18 protein-coding genes are annotated in these 16,332 nt (G+C 64.9%); 3 read left to right on the plus strand and 15 right to left on the minus strand.

What is annotated here, in order from left to right; all coding sequences use genetic code 11:
* Nucleotides 1–15 precede the first annotated feature (15 nt).
* The 13 genes from AC07OE_RS10915 to AC07OE_RS10975 all read right to left on the minus strand — a co-directional run bounded on the left by AC07OE_RS10915 (nucleotide 16) and on the right by AC07OE_RS10975 (nucleotide 11,177).
* Complete coding sequence (locus AC07OE_RS10915; RefSeq protein ID WP_495070586.1) at nucleotides 16–1,212, minus strand: glycerophosphodiester phosphodiesterase; 1,197 nt, start codon at nucleotides 1,210–1,212, stop codon at nucleotides 16–18.
* Nucleotides 1,213–1,373: 161 nt separating this feature from the next.
* Nucleotides 1,374–2,237, minus strand: coding sequence for an alpha/beta hydrolase (locus AC07OE_RS10920; RefSeq protein ID WP_495070587.1), 864 nt, complete (start codon nucleotides 2,235–2,237; stop codon nucleotides 1,374–1,376).
* Nucleotides 2,238–2,252: 15 nt separating this feature from the next.
* Nucleotides 2,253–2,969: an ABC transporter ATP-binding protein gene (locus AC07OE_RS10925; RefSeq protein WP_495070588.1), complete on the minus strand. Its 717-nt coding sequence runs from the start codon at nucleotides 2,967–2,969 to the stop codon at nucleotides 2,253–2,255.
* A gap of 4 nt (nucleotides 2,970–2,973) precedes the next feature.
* Entirely contained in the window at nucleotides 2,974–3,726 is a 753-nt protein-coding gene (locus tag AC07OE_RS10930; protein ID WP_495070589.1) for an ABC transporter ATP-binding protein, read from the minus strand.
* The gene (locus AC07OE_RS10935) at nucleotides 3,723–4,682 is read right to left on the minus strand and encodes a branched-chain amino acid ABC transporter permease (RefSeq protein WP_495070590.1); all 960 of its coding nucleotides are present in this window, start codon (nucleotides 4,680–4,682) and stop codon (nucleotides 3,723–3,725) included. Before AC07OE_RS10935 ends, AC07OE_RS10930 begins: the two co-directional genes overlap by 4 nt.
* Nucleotides 4,675–5,592, minus strand: a complete 918-nt coding sequence (locus tag AC07OE_RS10940; protein ID WP_495070591.1) for a branched-chain amino acid ABC transporter permease — start codon at nucleotides 5,590–5,592, stop codon at nucleotides 4,675–4,677. The genes AC07OE_RS10935 and AC07OE_RS10940 overlap by 8 nt, the downstream gene beginning before the upstream one ends.
* 22 nt (nucleotides 5,593–5,614) lie before the next feature.
* On the minus strand, nucleotides 5,615–6,811 hold the full coding sequence (locus AC07OE_RS10945) for an ABC transporter substrate-binding protein (RefSeq protein WP_495070592.1): 1,197 nt from the start codon (nucleotides 6,809–6,811) through the stop codon (nucleotides 5,615–5,617).
* A gap of 92 nt (nucleotides 6,812–6,903) precedes the next feature.
* Nucleotides 6,904–7,140: a hypothetical protein gene (locus AC07OE_RS10950; RefSeq protein WP_495070593.1), complete on the minus strand. Its 237-nt coding sequence runs from the start codon at nucleotides 7,138–7,140 to the stop codon at nucleotides 6,904–6,906.
* A gap of 118 nt (nucleotides 7,141–7,258) precedes the next feature.
* Nucleotides 7,259–8,641, minus strand: a complete 1,383-nt coding sequence (dbpA, locus tag AC07OE_RS10955; protein WP_495070594.1) for an ATP-dependent RNA helicase DbpA — start codon at nucleotides 8,639–8,641, stop codon at nucleotides 7,259–7,261.
* 105 nt (nucleotides 8,642–8,746) lie between these two features.
* Entirely contained in the window at nucleotides 8,747–9,193 is a 447-nt protein-coding gene (locus AC07OE_RS10960) for a hypothetical protein (RefSeq protein WP_495070595.1), read from the minus strand.
* A 15-nt stretch (nucleotides 9,194–9,208) separates the two neighbouring features.
* Nucleotides 9,209–9,490: a hypothetical protein gene (locus tag AC07OE_RS10965; protein WP_495070596.1), complete on the minus strand. Its 282-nt coding sequence runs from the start codon at nucleotides 9,488–9,490 to the stop codon at nucleotides 9,209–9,211.
* A 78-nt stretch (nucleotides 9,491–9,568) separates the two neighbouring features.
* Nucleotides 9,569–10,531, minus strand: a complete 963-nt coding sequence (locus AC07OE_RS10970) for a pyridoxamine 5'-phosphate oxidase family protein (protein ID WP_495070597.1) — start codon at nucleotides 10,529–10,531, stop codon at nucleotides 9,569–9,571.
* 1 nt (nucleotide 10,532) lies between these two features.
* Nucleotides 10,533–11,177 (minus strand): glutathione S-transferase family protein, encoded by a 645-nt coding sequence (locus tag AC07OE_RS10975; protein ID WP_495070598.1) that lies wholly within the window; start codon nucleotides 11,175–11,177, stop codon nucleotides 10,533–10,535.
* Between the two features lie 110 nt (nucleotides 11,178–11,287).
* Between AC07OE_RS10975 and AC07OE_RS10980 the strand changes: the two genes are divergently transcribed.
* On the plus strand, nucleotides 11,288–12,178 hold the full coding sequence (locus AC07OE_RS10980) for a LysR family transcriptional regulator (RefSeq protein ID WP_495070599.1): 891 nt from the start codon (nucleotides 11,288–11,290) through the stop codon (nucleotides 12,176–12,178).
* Here the strand turns inward: AC07OE_RS10980 and AC07OE_RS10985 are convergent.
* Nucleotides 12,147–13,184: a sensor domain-containing diguanylate cyclase gene (locus AC07OE_RS10985; protein ID WP_495070600.1), complete on the minus strand. Its 1,038-nt coding sequence runs from the start codon at nucleotides 13,182–13,184 to the stop codon at nucleotides 12,147–12,149. The genes AC07OE_RS10980 and AC07OE_RS10985 overlap by 32 nt on opposite strands.
* 94 nt (nucleotides 13,185–13,278) lie before the next feature.
* Between AC07OE_RS10985 and AC07OE_RS10990 the strand changes: the two genes are divergently transcribed.
* Entirely contained in the window at nucleotides 13,279–14,775 is a 1,497-nt protein-coding gene (locus AC07OE_RS10990; RefSeq protein ID WP_495070601.1) for a M48 family metalloprotease, read from the plus strand.
* Between the two features lie 84 nt (nucleotides 14,776–14,859).
* Here the strand turns inward: AC07OE_RS10990 and AC07OE_RS10995 are convergent, their stop codons facing one another.
* Entirely contained in the window at nucleotides 14,860–15,063 is a 204-nt protein-coding gene (locus tag AC07OE_RS10995) for a putative motility protein (RefSeq protein WP_495070602.1), read from the minus strand.
* Between the two features lie 86 nt (nucleotides 15,064–15,149).
* Between AC07OE_RS10995 and AC07OE_RS11000 the strand changes: the two genes are divergently transcribed.
* Nucleotides 15,150–16,292 carry a M14 family metallopeptidase gene (locus AC07OE_RS11000; protein ID WP_495070603.1) on the plus strand — a complete coding sequence of 381 codons (1,143 nt, stop codon included), beginning with the start codon at nucleotides 15,150–15,152 and terminating at the stop codon, nucleotides 16,290–16,292.
* The last annotated feature ends 40 nt before the right edge of the window (nucleotides 16,293–16,332 follow it).

A 16,332-nucleotide genomic window follows, 5' to 3' on the forward strand; every position in this document is an offset into this window, starting at 1 on the left:
GGCCGGGCCTGCGGTTTACTGGGCCAGCGCCTTGCGCGCGACCAGGGCCGTGTCGGTGAAGTCGGTGAACACGCCGTCCACACCGGCTTGGTAGAAGGCGGTGTACTCGGCGATCGCGTTCTTCTGGTAATCGGCTGCCAGGCGGCGCGACTCATTGCGGAAGGTGAAGGGGTGCACAAACAGCCCGGCCTTGTGCGCATCGGCCACCAGGCGGGTGGGTGGCAGGCTGGTGGTGTCGGCGTCGTTGATCTTGCCGTCGCCGTTCACGTCTACCGGCTTGCCATCGGCGCCAATGGTGCCCTTGGTGCTGATGATGTAGCGCTTCCAGGGGCCAATGCCGTCGGCGTAGGTCTTGATTTCGGCCAGGCCTTCGGGCGTCACCATCACGTCAAAGTTGCGCTTGTCACCCATGATGGTCCAGTCGTAGGGACGGTCGCTGGGCAGCGCGTAGGTGACCTTGCCGGTGCGCAGGTCCACATCGTCACCGTCGATCAGCTGCACCATCTTGGTCTGCAGGCCCTTGCTCTTCATGTATTTCAGGCTGCCGGGTTCAAACGACTGCACGAACACGGGCGCGCTCTTGCTGTTCCAACCCGCCTTGGTGATCAGCGCAATCAGCTGGTCTTCCATGGGCAGGCCCTGGGCCGCAAAGTAGCTGGGGTTCTTGGTTTCGGGGTAAATGGCAATGGTGCGGCCGGTCTTGGTCGACTGGGTCTTGGCCAGGTCGATCACCTCTTGCAGCGTGGGCACCTTGAACTTGCCGTTGAATTCCTGGGGGCGTTCCACATCGGTGGAAATGGCGCCCAGGGTCTTGATCTCGGCCAGCGTGAAGTCGTCGCTGAACCAGCCGGTTTGCGTTTCCCCGTCCACCTGGATGGTCTTCTTGCGCGATGCGAATTCGGGGTGCTTGGCCACATCGGTGCTGATGGCCAGGTTGGGGTCGTGGCGGGTGATGAGCTGGCGGTCCTTGGTGACCACAATGTCCATCTCGATCACGTCAGCGCCCAGTTCAATGGCGCGGGTGTAAGCCTCCAGCGTTTCCTCAGGCAGGTAGCCGGAGGCGCCACGGTGCGCAATCACCAAGGGCAGCTTGCCGTCCAGCGTGGCAACGCGGCCGTCGGGTGTGTTTATGGTGCCGCAGGCAGAGAGGCCCAGGGCCAAGAGCAGCGCGGCGCTGGCGGCAGGGTGAAGGCGGAACGGGATCGAAGGCATGCACTACTCCTTGGTAAAGAAGCGGCTGATGCTAGTGATCGTTTGTGAAAGTTTTGTGTCAATCCGTTGACTGACGCAGGCGCGTTGGAAAAGGGGCAGCTCCTTTTTTAGGAGCTACCTGTGCTTATTTCACGGGGGCTAGAGGCGTATTTATCTATCCATCAGGCGCGCAGCTGCCGATTCAGCCACTGCGCCATCGGGCTGTCGCTGCGCTCCAGCTCCTGCACGATGGTGAAATGGTCTGCACCAGGCACGGCGCGCAGCTCGGTGGGGTTGCCCAGTGCTTGTGCGGCGGCGTGGTACAGCGCTGACTGGCGCGCGAATTCGCTGCTCTCGGCCCCGCCCCAGGTCACCCAGGTGGGTGTGGGGCAGGCGCGCACATTCGCGGCGGGGGAGTAGCGGCGCACGGTCTGCTCGTCGAGCTGGATCATGGGCTGCAGGTAGCTGTAGCGCAGCGGCTCCAGTTCATGCAGGCCGCTGATCAGCACTGCGGCCTTGAGCGGGTCGCGCGGCAAGCCGTAGTCGGTGTCCCAGGCGGTTTCCAGGCACATGGCGCTGAGATGGCCGCCGGCCGAGTGGCCACCCACGGCCACGCGCGTGGGGTCGCCGCCGTACTGAGCGATGTTGCGCAGCGTCCAGGCCACGGCCGCGCGGCATTGGCGCGTGATCTCGGCAATGGTGACAAAGGGACACAGCGCGTAGTTCACCACCACGGTGGTGATGCCCAGCGGCTGCAGGCCCAGCGCCACGCCGCTGAAGTCCTTGGACGACATGGCGCGCCAGTAGCCACCGTGGATGAATACAAACACCGGTGCGTTGGGCTGGTCGGCCGGAAAGATGTCCAGCGTCTCGTGCACCGTGGGCCCAAACGGAATGTCCAGGTGGTTTTTGAGCGTGCTGCGCGCCTTGGTGGCCTGGGCCACAAAGTGTTTGCCCGGTGCGGTGGCATCGGCCAGCGCGATGGAGGGGTTGTACTGCGCGTCGATTTGCGCCTGGGTGTCAAAGTCGCGGTAGAGCTTGGGCATGTGGGGTTCCTGCGGTTAGATGCCAACGTATTGGTGCCAGAGGTCGGGCTGCGCGGCCAGTGTGGTGGAGTCGCCGCTCCAGACCACGCGGCCGCGTTCGATGATGGTGTGCTGCTGCGCCAGCGGCAGCAGGCGTTGCACGTATTTGTCAATGACCAGAATACTTTGACCCTGCGCGCGCAACGTGGCCAGGCAGGCCCAGATGTCCTCACGGATTAGCGGTGCTAGGCCCTCGGTGGCCTCGTCCAGGATCAGCATGTGCGGGTTGGTCATCAGCGCGCGGCCAATGGCCAGCATCTGCTGTTCGCCACCCGAGAGCTGGTTGCCCATGTTGCGGGCGCGCTTCTCCAGCACGGGGAACAGGTGATAGATGCGCTCCAGCGTCCACGGCGTGGGGCTGGCGTTGCGCTGCGCGGCAAAGGCCGTCAGGTTCTCCAGCACCGTGAGGTTGGGGAAAATCTGCCGCCCCTCGGGCACCACTGCCACGCCCATGCGCGCAATGCGGTCGGGGCTGAGCTGGTCAATGCGCTCACCGCGGAAGCGGATGCTACCGCTGCGCGCCGGGGTGAGGCCCAGGATGCTGCGCACCGTGGTGGTCTTGCCCATGCCGTTGCGCCCCAAGAGTGTGGCCACGCCGCCCGCTGCGATGTGCAGGTTCAGGCCAAACAGCACCTGGCTGCTGCCGTAGGCGGTGTCCAGGTCGGTTATGGCGAGCAGGGTTTCTGGGGCCATGTTGTCAGACCTCATCGCCAAGATAGGCGCGGCGCACCTCGGCGTCTTCGCGAATGGCAGCGGGTGCGCCGCTGGCAATCAGCTTGCCAAACACCAGCACCGAGATGGCATCGGCCAGCTGGAACACCGCGTCCATGTCGTGTTCCACCAGCAGCAGCGTGGTCTCCGCGCGCAGGCTGTGCAGCAGCGCCACCATGCGTTGCGACTCATCGGGCCCCATGCCGGCCAGCGGCTCGTCCAGCAACAACAGCTTCGGGCCACCGGCCAGCGCCAGGCCCACTTCCAGCTGGCGCTGCTCCGCGTGCGAGAGCGCACCGGCCAGCGCGTCCAGCCGCGTGTCCAGGCCCACATGGCGTGCCACGGCGGCAGCGCGGTCCATGCGCTGCGCCTCTGCATGCGCGGCTTTCCAGAAACGCAGGCTGCTGCCGTCCACGGCCTGCAGGGCCAGCGCCAGGTTGTCCAGCACGCTGAGACGCAAGAACACGTTGGTGATCTGGTAGCTGCGCGCCAGACCGCGGTGCACGCGGCGGTGGATGGGTTGGCGGGTGACGTCGTTGCCATCAAACACGATGTGGCCGGCGTCGGGTTGCAGCGCGCCCGATATCTGGTGGATCAGCGTGGTCTTGCCCGCGCCGTTGGGGCCAATCAGCGCGTGGATCTGGCCCGGCTGTACCGTCAAGTTTGCGTGGTCGGTAGCGGCCAGTGCACCAAAGTGCTTCACCAGACCATTCACCTGCAGCAGCGGCACGGTGCTCATGGCGCCCTCCGCTTCAGCAGGCTCATCAGGCCTTGCGGCGCCACCAGCACCACGAGCAAGAGCAATGCGCCCAGGCCCAGCTGCCAGTGTTCGGTTATATGGCCCAAAAACTCTTCCATGAGCAGGAAGGCCGCGGCGCCCACCAGGCCGCCCAGCGCATGGCCCACGCCACCCAGAATCACCATCACCATGAGAATGCCGGACTGGCTCCACTGCATGAGCGACGGGCTGACAAAGCTGCCCTGGTTGGCCAAGAGCGCACCCGCCAGACCAGCCAGCGCACCGGCCAGCGTGAAGGCGACGAGCTTGTAGCGCAGCACCGCGTAGCCCAGTGCAGCCATGCGCACCTCGTTCTCTCGGATGGCCTGCAGGGCCTGGCCAAAGCGCGCGTTGAGCAGGCGGGTGATGAAGACGATGGTTGCCACCAGCAGGGTGAGCGTCACGTAATAGAGCGCGGTATCGGTGAGTTCGAATCCCAAGGTGGAGCGTCCGGGTAGCGAGAGCCCGTCGTCCCCACCGTAGGCCTTGAGCGACACGGCCAGGTAGTACAGCATCTGCGCAAAGGCCAGCGTGATCATGATGAAGTACACGCCCTGCGTGCGCAGGCTGATAGCGCCAATGAGCAGCGCCAGCAGCGCACTCACCGCCATGGCCAGCGGCCAGGCCAGCCAGGCGCTGCTGATGCCGTGCTGCATGAGGATGCCCACGGTGTAGGCGCCCACCCCCACAAAGGCCGCGTGGCCAAAGCTCACCATGCCCCCAAAGCCGAGGATTAGGTTCAGGCTGGTGGCGGCCAATGCAAACACCAGAATGCGCGTGGCCAGCGTCACGTAAAAACTGTCACCCAGCGCGGCCGCCACCCAGGGCAGGGCGCACAGCGCGGCCAGCAACGGCAGTGTCCAGCGCAGGTTCAGGCTGTGCTGCAGCAAGCTGGGGGCGGGGCGCGGATCAGCCATGGGCGGGGAAGAGACCACGCGGTTTGAAGGCCAGCACCGTGGCCATCAGCACATAAATGAGGATGGAGGCCACTGCGGGCGCCGCGTCCGTTGCCACCTGGGGGCTGAACACGGCCTCAAACAGCATGGGCAGCAGCGTGCGCCCGCCCGAGTCCACCAGGCCCACCAGCAGCGCGCCCACCAGCGCACCGCGGATGGAGCCGATGCCGCCAATCACGATGACCACAAAGGCCAGGATGAGGATGCTCTCGCCCATGCCGACCTGCACCGCCAGCAGCGGCCCCAGCATGCCACCCGCCAGCGCACACAGCGCGGCGCCCAGGCCAAACACGGCGGTGAACAGGCGCTGCACATTGGTGCCCATGGCCAGCGCCATGTCGCGGTTGGAGGCACCGGCGCGTACCTGCATGCCCATGCGCGTGCGCGTGACCAGCAGGTAGAGCAGCAGCGCCGTGGCCATGCCCACCCCAATGATGAGCAGGCGAAACGCGGGGTAGTAAAAGCCGGGCAGCAGTTCCACCGGGCCAGCCAGCGCGGCCGGCGGGTTCAGCGATAGGGGCTGGGAGCCCCAGACCATGCGCACGCCCTCGTTGCACATGAGCAGGATGGCAAAGGTGCCCAGCACCTGCGTGACATGGTCACGGCGGTACAGGCGGCGCAGCACGGTCACTTCCAGCAGCATGCCCAGCACCGCAGTGGCGACCACGCCGGTCCCCAGACCCAGCCAGAAGGAGCCACTGGCCGCCGACACGGTGGCAATCAGGTAGGCCCCCACCATGTAGAGCGAGCCGTGGGCCAGGTTCACCATGTCCATGATGCCGAAGACCAAGGTCAGGCCCGCCGCGAGCAAGAACAGCATGAGCCCCAGCTGCAGGCCGTTCAGGGCCTGCTCCAGCAACAAAATCCCCATCGTGCGGAACCAGGTGCGTGGCTTACAGGCCCGGCATCTTGCAGTTGCCCACGTAGGCGTCGGCGTGGTTCTTGAACACGGCGCCCAGCGTGCGGTTGGTCACGCGGCCCTTGTTGTCGCGGGTGATGACGCGCAGGTAGTAGTCCTGGATGGGGAAGTGGTTGCTGTTGAACTTGAAGGCACCGCGCACCGAGTCAAACTTGGCGGCTTCCAGCGCCTTTTTCACGGTGGCCTTGTCGTCCAGCTTGCCCTTGCTGTCGCGCACGCCGGCGTCGATCAGGCGGGCCGCGTCGTAGCCCTGTGCGGCGTACAGCGTGGGCAGGCGGCCGTATTCCTTTTCAAACTCGGCCACAAACTTCTTGTTGGCGGCGTTGTCCATGTCGTGGCCCCACTGGCTGGTGTTGAACATGCCCAGCATGGGCTCACCCACGGCCTTTATCACGTCCTCGTCGCCCGAGAAGCCGGGGCCAAACAGCGTCATGTCCTTGGACAGGCCGGCGCCGACAAACTGCTTGATGAAGTTGATGCCCAGGCCGCCGGGCAGGAAGATGTAGACCGCATCGGGCTTGGTGGCGCGCAGCTTGGAGAGCTCTGCGCTGTAGTCCAGCTGGTTCAGCGCGGTGTAGGTCTCAGAGGCCACTTCACCCTGGTAGAAGCGCTTGAAGCCGGTGAGTGCGTCCTTGCCGGCGGGGTAGTTGGGGGCGATGAGCGCCACGCGCTTGAAGCCCTTGTCTGTCACCGTCTTGCCCACGGCCTCGTGCATGTTGTCGTTCTGGTACGAGGCGCTGAAGAAATAGGGGTTGCACTGCTCGCCCGCGTACTGCGAGGGGCCGGCGTTGGTGCTGATGTAGAAGGTTTTGGAGGCGAAGGTGGGGGCGCCCACGGCCAGCATGACGTTGGAGAACACGATGCCGGTGAGAAAGTCCACCTTGTCACGCTTGACCAGACGGTCGGCGGTTTGACGGCCCACGTCGGGGTTGGCCTGGTCATCGGCGACGATGACTTCGGCGGTGCGACCACCGAGCTTGCCTGCATTCAGTTTGACGGCGAGTTGGAAGCCATCGCGGATGTCTACGCCCAAACCAGCGCCGGGGCCGGACAGGGTGCTCAGCAGGCCGACCCGCACGGGTTCGGTGGACTGGGCCACAGCGGCCACAGAGCAGGCGGCCAGTGCGGCAGCGGCGACAAGGCGCAGGGAGGCAAGACGGGCGAGGGACATTGCGAAGCTTCCTTGGTGGATGAGAGGGACCGAAACATTATCAGTCCATCCTGCTTCGCTCCCGCCTGCCTGGGGCGGGAAATGGGGCTGGTTTAGTTCAGCAGGTAGGCGTCGGCCTGGGCTTCCAGGTCTTCGGCGTCGATGGCGGCGTCATAGGCGGCGCGGTTGGCCAGCGCTTCCTTGGTGTAGGGGATCAGGGGCTTGTCCAGCGGGCGCAGCTTGTGGCGGCGCAGGCCGCGCAGCTGCTGGGAGCGTTCCATGGTTTGCAAAACCAGTTCAGGCTCCATCATCAGGCTGAAGGGGTTGAGTGCGGTGGCGGTGTCTTTCATGGCAGTTCTCCAGTGGATTCCGTGCGCTGTGCAGAAACACTGGCGCTTGGATGAACTGTAGTCACAGACCCGCGGAACTGGAGTCCGACACGCGCTGTAAACCTTGTAAGGCTTTTTCCTACAAGAGTCTCGCCCGCACGCTCTTGCCCTTGACCTTGCCGGCGTTGAGCTTGGCGCAGGCGTCCTTGGCAATGCTGCGCTCCACGGCCACGAAGGTGCAGTACTCGGTGACCGCGATTTTGCCGATCTGTTCGCGGGTGTAGGCCGGGCCACCGTCCAGGCTGGTCAGCGCGCCCAGCACGTCGCCGGGGCGGATCTTTTCCTTGCGGCCACCGGCAATCTGCACCGTCACCATGGGGGGCAACAAGCGGCCGCTGCCGGTAGGCGTGAGCTCGTCGCGCTTGAACCAAACCGAGGGTGCGTTCTGGTACTGCTCGATCTTTCCGACTGAGCCCATCTCATTCATGGTGGCCAGGCTAACCGCCAGGCCGGACTGGCCCGCGCGGCCGGTGCGGCCAATGCGGTGCACATGCACCTCGGCGTCCGGCGTGATGTCCACGTTGATGACCAGGTCCAGCTCTTTCACATCCAGGCCGCGCGAGGCGACATCCGTAGCCACCAGCACCGAGCAGCTGCGGTTGGCAAATTGCGCCAGCACCTGGTCACGGTCGCGCTGCTCCAGGTCGCCATGCAGGGCCTGGGCCACAAAGCCCTGGCCTTGCAGCAGCGTTACCAGGTCGTTGCACTGCGCCTTGGTGTTGCAAAAGGCAATGGTGCTGACGGGGCGGAAGTGGTTGAGCACCAGGCCCACGGTTTCCAGCCGGTTGCTCCGCTCTACCTCATAAAAGCGCTGCTCAATCGTGCTCTCGGCCACTGCGGCCTTCACCGTGATCTGCTGCGGATCGCGCATGAACTGCTGGGCCAGTTTGGCAATGCCCTCGGGGTAAGTGGCCGAGAAGAGCAGGGTCTGGCGCTCTTTGGGCGTTTGCTTGACCACGGTGGCAATGTCGTCAAAGAAACCCATGTCCAGCATGCGGTCGGCTTCGTCCAGCACCAGGGTGTTCAGGTTTTTCAGCGACAGGTATTCACGCTCCAGCAGATCCATGATGCGACCCGGCGTGCCGACCACGATGTGGGCACCATTTTCCAGGCTGGCACGCTGGCCGCGCGTGGCCACACCGCCGCACAGGGTCACCACCTTGATGTTGTCTTGTGCCCGCGCCAGGCGGCGAATTTCCACCGTCACCTGGTCCGCCAGCTCGCGCGTGGGGCACAGCACCATGGCCTGCACGGCAAACCAGCGCGGATTCAGCTTGGCCAGCAGCGCCAGCGCAAAGGCGGCGGTCTTGCCGCTGCCCGTCTTGGCCTGGGCAATCAGGTCCTGCCCCGCCAGCGCAATCGGCAGGCTGGCCGCCTGGATGGGCGTCATGGACTCGTAGCCCAGTAGCTGCAGGTTGGCCAATACGGCGGGGGAGAGGGGGAGAGAGGAGAAAGCGGTCATCCCCCAATTATCGGCGCTGGGTTGCGCAATCGGTTGCCTGGCGGCTCTAGGTGCTACGGTTTTTGTAGCTGCTGGCGCAATATTTACGGGGGCTGGAGGCTTGTTTTATGTATGAATGGTCTTGTCAGGCGTCGCCTCTGCTGAAGCGGGCCGCGAAGCCCTAGCGCTGGTGTACCTAAGCCAAGCAGGAAACACAAATGCTGAGAACAATAGAAGGGAAAAAGACAACAAGAGCAAAAACAGGACGATGAGGGGATGGAAGTTTCCGGGTTCTCTGACGAGGGGCAGTGCACAAATACCAATAGGGAACGCCAGCAGAAGCCCGCCCACGATGCGTAGTCGAATCGACCGCAGCATGCGATCGCCACACCAAGTAATCAAAACAAAACCGGCGGCGAAGACAGACAGAAAACCATATTCGATGACTACGAACTCCCAGACAGGTATTACTTCCTCGCCGGGGAATATTTGTGAGAGCAAAAAAATAGGGAAGCTGGCGAGAAAAAGAAGAAAAGTTAGAAGGGCTGCGCCGCTTCGAAGAAGGCTGAGCATAGTGATGATGCTCTCCTACTCTGCCGGTCCCGCAAACATGACCAAGGGTGATCGAGCGAGTGCCTTTGATTTTGCGATGGTCTCTTCGAGTTGACGCTTCTCTGCCTCGACGTTTTTCAAGCGCTGGCTGGTTGCAGAACGGCTTTCCCCGTCTAAACCGGCATCTTGCAATTTCAAATGGATTTCCTCCGCCTCAACTTGAAGGGCGGCAACTCGGTCATACAGGGGCTGGAGGCCGGCCTCTACCGGTTGAAGCGACGCGGCGCTAGCGTGTGCAGCGCACAGTGCGGTGATCACGGCGAGGAGTCGAAGGTGCATGGATGGGCTACGGCTTGTGTTGCCCAGATTCTGGCCCATCGAGCGCCGCAGGCCAAGCTAGTCCCAACTCCCCGTAGCCCCCAAAACCGGCGACAACTGCGCCGCACCCCACCTCAGCGGCAGCGCCGCCTCAATGCGCAGCATGCTGCGTACTTCCAGACGCAACAGTCTCTGCGCCCCCACAAAGCTGTCTACCAGCGGGCCGTCCCAGATGATCTTGGCATCCGCGGCCAGGTAGAGCAGGTCGCCCGTGGTGTAGTCCACCACCAGCAGGCCAGCGCGTGGGTTCACGGCCAGGTTGCCCAGCGTGTTGAAGAAGAAATTGCCGATGAAGTCGGGCACGGTCAGCGTGTTGCCGTCCACCCGCACAAAGCCGGGTTTGCCGCCGCGGTGCGAGACATCCACGCCGTGGGCGGGGCCGCGCTGCGCAAGGTCGGCGCCGGTGTAGGCGGTGGCAATGAAGAAGGTATCGGTTTGCGCCAGCATCTGGCGTGCGGTGGCGTCCAAGCCCGTGGCGCGGTGCACCGAGGGCGGCGTGCTGGCGTCGGGTGCCAGGTACACCGGCTCGCGTGCCTGGATGTACTTGGGGCAGTTGCCAAAGCTTTGCTGTACCTGCACGGCAAAGCCCTGGCCGTGCAATGCGCTCACCCCGCCGTTCATGCGGTTGCGCCGACGCGTGTGGGGTTCTATGCCCAGCAGGCCCAGGGGGGCACCCGGGTGCAGGTTGGCGTGCAGCGGGTCGGCCGCCAGCGGCAGGGCCTGCACGGTCAGGGTCTGGTCGTTGGGCGACGCCACAAAGCCGGGTGGCGCGGCCAGCACTGACGCCCAGGGCTGGCCGTCTGCATCCACCGAGCCCACCACGACGAAGGGCAACTGTGCAAAGAAGATGCGGTGCTGGTCGGGCATGTGGTCGCGCATGACCACCTTGCCCACTTCGGCCATGCGCTCGCGCACGCCCACCAGCGCTTGCAGGGCCTGTTCGCCAGCGTGGAAGGCGCGCTCGGGCAGGTGGTTGTGCATCTCAGGCAGCCTGTTGCAGGGGCGTCTTCACCATAGGTACAAAGCCGGGCAGCGCCTCGATGCGTGCCAGCCAGGCGCACACGTGGGGGTAGGCGTCCAGCGCCACGCGACCTTCGGGGGCGTGGGCGGTGTAGCTGTAGTTGGCAATGTCGGCCAGCGTGGGGTGCGCACCTGCCAGGTAGGGCGTGCGCTGCAACGTGCTTTCCATCACCGCAAGCAGGGCATGGGCGCGCTGGATGGCCTCGTCCGCCGGCGCGGTGCGCTTGAACAGCACGATGACCCGGGCCGCAGCGGCCCCAAAAGCTAGCGGCCCTGCGGCCACCGACAGCCAGCGCTGCACCGCCGCGGCCTGCACCGGGTCACGGGGCAGCCAGGCGTCGGGCTCCGCTGCGTAGCGGCTGGCCAGGTAGACCAGGATGGCGTTGGAATCTGCCAGCGTTACCTCGCCGTCCTGGATCACGGGGACCTGACCGAAGGGGTTGAGCTGCAAAAAGGCCGGAGCCTTGTGGGCGCCGCCAAGCACGTTCACGTCTATCAGCTCCACGGGCAGGCCCAGCAGCGAGAGAAACAGCTCCACCCGGTGGCTGTGGCCCGAGAGGGCCATGCGGTGCAGGCGGATGGGGGGGGTGGGGTGCGGATGGGGCATGGCAGGCTTTCTGAAAAAAGGAAGAGACATGGCCATTGTGTTTGTTGCCATGAATTTGATAAATGGCGGAAAATGGATTTGACTCATCCAATATCCGGTTTAATGGAGACATGGACAAACTCAAGGCCATGCAGGCGTTCGTGCAGATTGCGGAGGCGGGAAGCCTGACTGCCGCTGCGCGCGCGCTGGACTCTTCTTTGCCCGCCATGGTGCGCACCCTGGCCGCGCTGGAAGCGCATCTGGGCGTGCGTCTTATGCACCGCACCACGCGGCGCATGTCGCTTACTGAGGAGGGCAAGCACTACCTGGAAAGCTGCCACCAGCTGCTGGATGCCGTGCAGGAGGCCGAGGTCGCGCTGGTGGCCGACGTGAGCGAACCCACGGGGCAGCTGCACATCACGGCGCCCGTGATGTTTGGCCAGTTGCACATGACGCCTGCGGTCATGCGCTTTGTGCAGCGTTTTCCGCAGGTGCAGTGCAATGTGGTGCTGGCCGACCGCGTGGTGAACCTGCTGGAAGAGGGGCTGGACTTGGGCATCCGCATTGGTAACTTGGAAGACTCGTCGCTGGTGGCCCATCCTTTGGGCACGTTGCGCCGCGTGGTGGTGGCCAGCCCGGCGTACCTAGACCGGGTGGGGCGGCCCACGCATCCGCGGGACCTGCTGCAGGCCAATTGCATCCGCTTCCTGGGGACCAGCGGTCCGTGGTGGACCTTCCATTCCCAGAGCAAGACCTTCACGGTACCGGTGTCAGGCAACCTCACCTTCAACCACAACGCCCCGGTGCTGGACGCCTGCCTGGCCGGCATGGGGTTTGGCATGTTTGTGTCGTACCAGGTGGGGGCCCACCTAGCTGATGGCCGGCTGGAGTTGGTGCTGGAGGCATTTGAGCCACCGCCGCGGCCGATTCAGGTGGTGTACCCGAATGCCCGCTTGCTGCCAGCCCGTACGCGGGCCTTCATCGACTTCATCAAGCAGGATCTGGCAGGGCTGCAGTCTTAGGTGTGGCAGCGCGGCGCGCGCGTTTGACCTCGTACATGGCCTTGTCCGCCAGCTTGAGCGCTTCTTCTGCCGTCGTTGCGCGCGGATCGATGGCCACCACGCCGACGCTGGCGCCGGCGTAGTCGATCACTTGCCGGCGCAGGGTGAACCGGGTCGCGGTGGAATGGCCCATGCGCTGGGCAAAGGCCTGGGCGGCCTCGGCCGTGTTGGCGTCAACGGCGGGGCCCGGGCCGACCAGCACGAACTCGTCGCCGCCCAGGCGGGCTAGGAGGTCTTCGCCCCGCAGTGCGCCGGAAATCTGCTGCGCCATGGCGGTGAGGAACTCGTCCCCGGTCTCGTGGCCGTGGGTGTCGTTGATGGCCTTGAAGCCGTCCAGGTCCATAAACCCGACCAGCACGGTTTTGCCTTCGCGGCGGGCCTGGGCCAGGGCGCGCTCCAGCGCCGCCATCAGGGCGCGGCGGTTGGGCAGGCCGGTCAGTGCGTCGGTGGAGGCGTGGGCATTGAGGTCGGAGTTGACCCGTTGCAGCTGCGCCACCAGGGCTTCGCGCTGCACGCTCTGCCCGATCAGCTTGGCAAACAGATGCAGCACGTCGTTGGCGTTGTCGGGCATGGACTTGCGCGAACCGCTGGCGGCGCACAGGGTGCCGTACAGCGCGCCATCGTCGGTACGCACGGGCACGCTGGTGTAGGTCTGGATGCCCATCTCCGCGCCTGCGGTGCCGCGCCAGTGGTTCAGCACGTCGTCGGTGTAGGGCAGGTCTTCGTCCAGCGCGCGCTTGCACAGCGTGTCTTCCCACGGCACGTCGATGCCTTCGGGAATTTGCAGCGCCTGGGTGTTGCGCGCATAGAGCACGTGCTGCATGCGGCGGTCCAGGTCTACGGTGGTCAGGTAGGTGGATTCCATGCCGGTGACGGTTTCCATCAGTTCCAGCAGGGGGCGTGTCAGTTCCTCGACGGTGCGGGCTGACGATACCGATTCACTCAGGCGGGCGATCAAGGTGTCCATGGCAAACATTATCTTGTGACGGTTACGCGTGCTGCAAGCCGGCCCGGCCGCGCAGTCCTCCCTAGAATGCGAAAAACGCTACAGCCGTAACCCCATGAAACAAAAAATCTCCAGCGCCGTGCTTGCGGCGCTCCTGCTCACCAGCTGCGGCACGGCCATGGTCAACCCCGTCACCGGCCAGACCGAACGCTCGGTCATGAGCGAAGAGGACGAGATTGCCGAAGGCGCCAAGGGCCATGCAGAAGTGATGAAGGAATATGGCGCCTACGCCAACCCCGCGGTGCAGGCCTATGTGAACGGCCTGGGCCAGAAGCTGGCCGCCCAAAGCCACCGCAGCCAGCTGCAGTGGCACTTCACTGTGCTGGACAGCCCCGAGATCAACGCCTTTGCGCTGCCCGGCGGCTATGTGTATGTCACGCGCGGGATCATGGCCTACCTGGACAGCGAAGCCGACCTGGCGGGTGTCATGGGCCACGAGATTGGCCACGTGACTGCGCGCCATGGCGCCCAGCGCGCCACCCGCCAGCAGACTGCGGGGCTGGGGGTGTTTGCGGCGACTGTGCTGGGCGCGGTGTTGGAAGGGCAGGGCTTTGGCGGCGCAGGGCAGTTGGCCAGCCAGGCCTCGCAAACGGTGGCGGCGGGCTACATCGCGTCCTATGGCCGCGACCAGGAGCTGCAGGCCGATGGCCTGGGCGCCGAGTACCTGTCTCGCACCCATTACGACCCGCACAACATGGTGGATGTGATCACGGTGCTGAAGAACCAGGAGCGTTTTGCCGCCGACCAGGCCAAGGCCGAAGGCCGCCCCGTGCCCAGCGGCAGCGACTGGCTGGCCTCCCACCCCAGCAACGACCAGCGCCTGCAAGCCATCACCGCCCTGGCAGCGCAGTACAAAAGCCAGAGCGCCTATGGCGACGAGGGCCGCACGCGCTACCTGAAGGTGCTCTCCGGCTTGACCTTTGGCGACAGCCCCAGCCAGGGCCTGGTGCGAGGGCGCAATTTCTACCACGAGCCCCTGAACTTTGCGGTGACCGCGCCCACAGGCTGGTACATCCAGAACGACAACGAGCAACTGGCGCTGCTGAACACCGCGCGTGATGCCGCCGTGGTAGTGCGTCTGGTGCCGCCGCAGGCTGGCAAGAACCACACCGATGTGATCCGCAGCGTGCTCAAGCCCACGCAGGGTCAGGTGGAAACCACCACCGTGAACGGCCTGCCGGCCACGCGCTTTGTGGGTGCCCGTGTCGCCAGCAACGGCCAGACCCAGGCGCTCGAGGCCACCGTGGTTACCGGCCCCGGCGACCGGGTGTATGTGCTGCAAACCAGTGCCAAGGACGCCAGCGCCCTGCAGCGCGCCCGCGCCCAGGTGCGCGAGGTGGAGGGCAGTTTTCGCGCCCTTACGGCCCAGGACCGCGCGGCAGCCCGCCCCTGGGGCCTGAAGACCGTGCCCTATCCCAAGGGCGGCTTTGCGGAGCTGGCCAAGACCTCCCCCATTGCCCGGCCCGAACAGCAGCTGCGCCTGATCAACGGCTTTTATGGCGGTGGCGAGCCGGCCGTGGGGCAACTGGTGAAGGTGGTGGAGGCGCAGTAATTGCTATCAAAGCAGGAGCTGTCTATCCAATATTTACGGGGGCTGGAGCTCGATTGGATCCAAGGCCTCGGGCCGAAGATGCCTTCAGGCGAAGGTGTTGACCCGGGTGCCTACGCTGCCGCTGGTGGCCAGCGGCGGCACTGGGGGCAGGGCTTGCAGCAGCGTGGCGGCGGCCACGGCCTGCATGTCCAGCGCCTTTTTCAGCACGAGGATATTCACGGCGTCTGCGGTGCTGCCTTGGGCAGCGGCGCTGGCGGCTTGCACTGCGGGGGTGCTGGCGATGTTCATGGGAACTCCGTGAAATACAAAGGTCGGTGGATGGTTATCGGCACACGCTAGCCTGGCTTGAGGCGCATTTCTGCAATGATGGAGCCATGCCAGCCCTCCATATCTCTACCCAATTTGATTCCGGCGCCATCGACGTGGTGCGCCTGGACAGCGCGCAGGACATCCAGCTGCGCATCCGCAAGGACAACGCGTCGGACTTTGCGCAGTGGTTCCACTTTTGCCTGCACGGTGCGGCGTTTCAGCCGGTCACCCTGCGGTTTTTGAACGCTGCGGAATGCGCCTACCCCAAGGGCTGGGAGGGCTACCAGGTGCTGGCCAGCCACGACCGCCAACACTGGACCCGCATCGACACCCAGTACGACGGCACCGAGATGACTGCGCGCCTCACGCCTATGGCGCAGGCCGTGTACTTCGCCTATTTCGAGCCCTATTCCTACGAGCAGCATCTGGACCTGCTGGCCTCGGCCGCCACCTCGCCCTGGGTGCAGGTGCAGCGCCTGGGCAGCACGGTGCAGGGGCGCGACATGACGCTCCTGCGCATCACCGACGAGGCGGGCACCACGCCGCTGGACGAGAAAAAGAAGGTCTGGATCATCGCACGCCAGCACCCCGGCGAGACCATGGCCGAGTGGTTTGTGGAAGGCCTGTTGGCGCGCCTGCTGGACGGGGACGAAGCCGTGGCCCGCGTGCTGCTGGACCGCTATGTCTTCTACGTGGTGCCCCACATGAACCCCGACGGCGCGGTGCTGGGCAACCTGCGCACCAATGCCGCGGGCGCCAACCTGAACCGCGAGTGGGCCAACCCCAGCGCCGAAAAATCACCCGAGGTACTGCTGGTACGCCAGGCCATGCTGGACACGGGCGTGGACCTGTGCCTGGATGTGCATGGCGACGAGGCCTTGCCCTATAACTTTGTGGTGGGCTCCGAAGGCACACCGGGCTACAGCCCGCGCGTGGCCGCACTGGAAGAAGCCTTCAAGGCCGCCTGGATGGCCAGCTGCCCGGACTTCCAGGACACAGTGAACTACGGAAAAACAGCGCCCGGCCAGGCCAACATGACCCTGGCCACCAACTGGATCGCCCAGCAATTCGGCTGCCTGGCCTTCACCGTCGAAATGCCCTTCAAGGACAACGCCGACCTGCCCGACCCCCAGCACGGCTGGAGCGGCGAGCGCTCCCGCAAGCTCGGCGCCAGCGTGTTGCAGCCGCTGCTGCAGCTGCGGCTTTAAAGCCCGGCACGATTCGTAGCAACCGCAATAAAAAAGCCCT

Source organism: Rhodoferax sp. GW821-FHT09E07 (genome assembly GCF_059416145.1).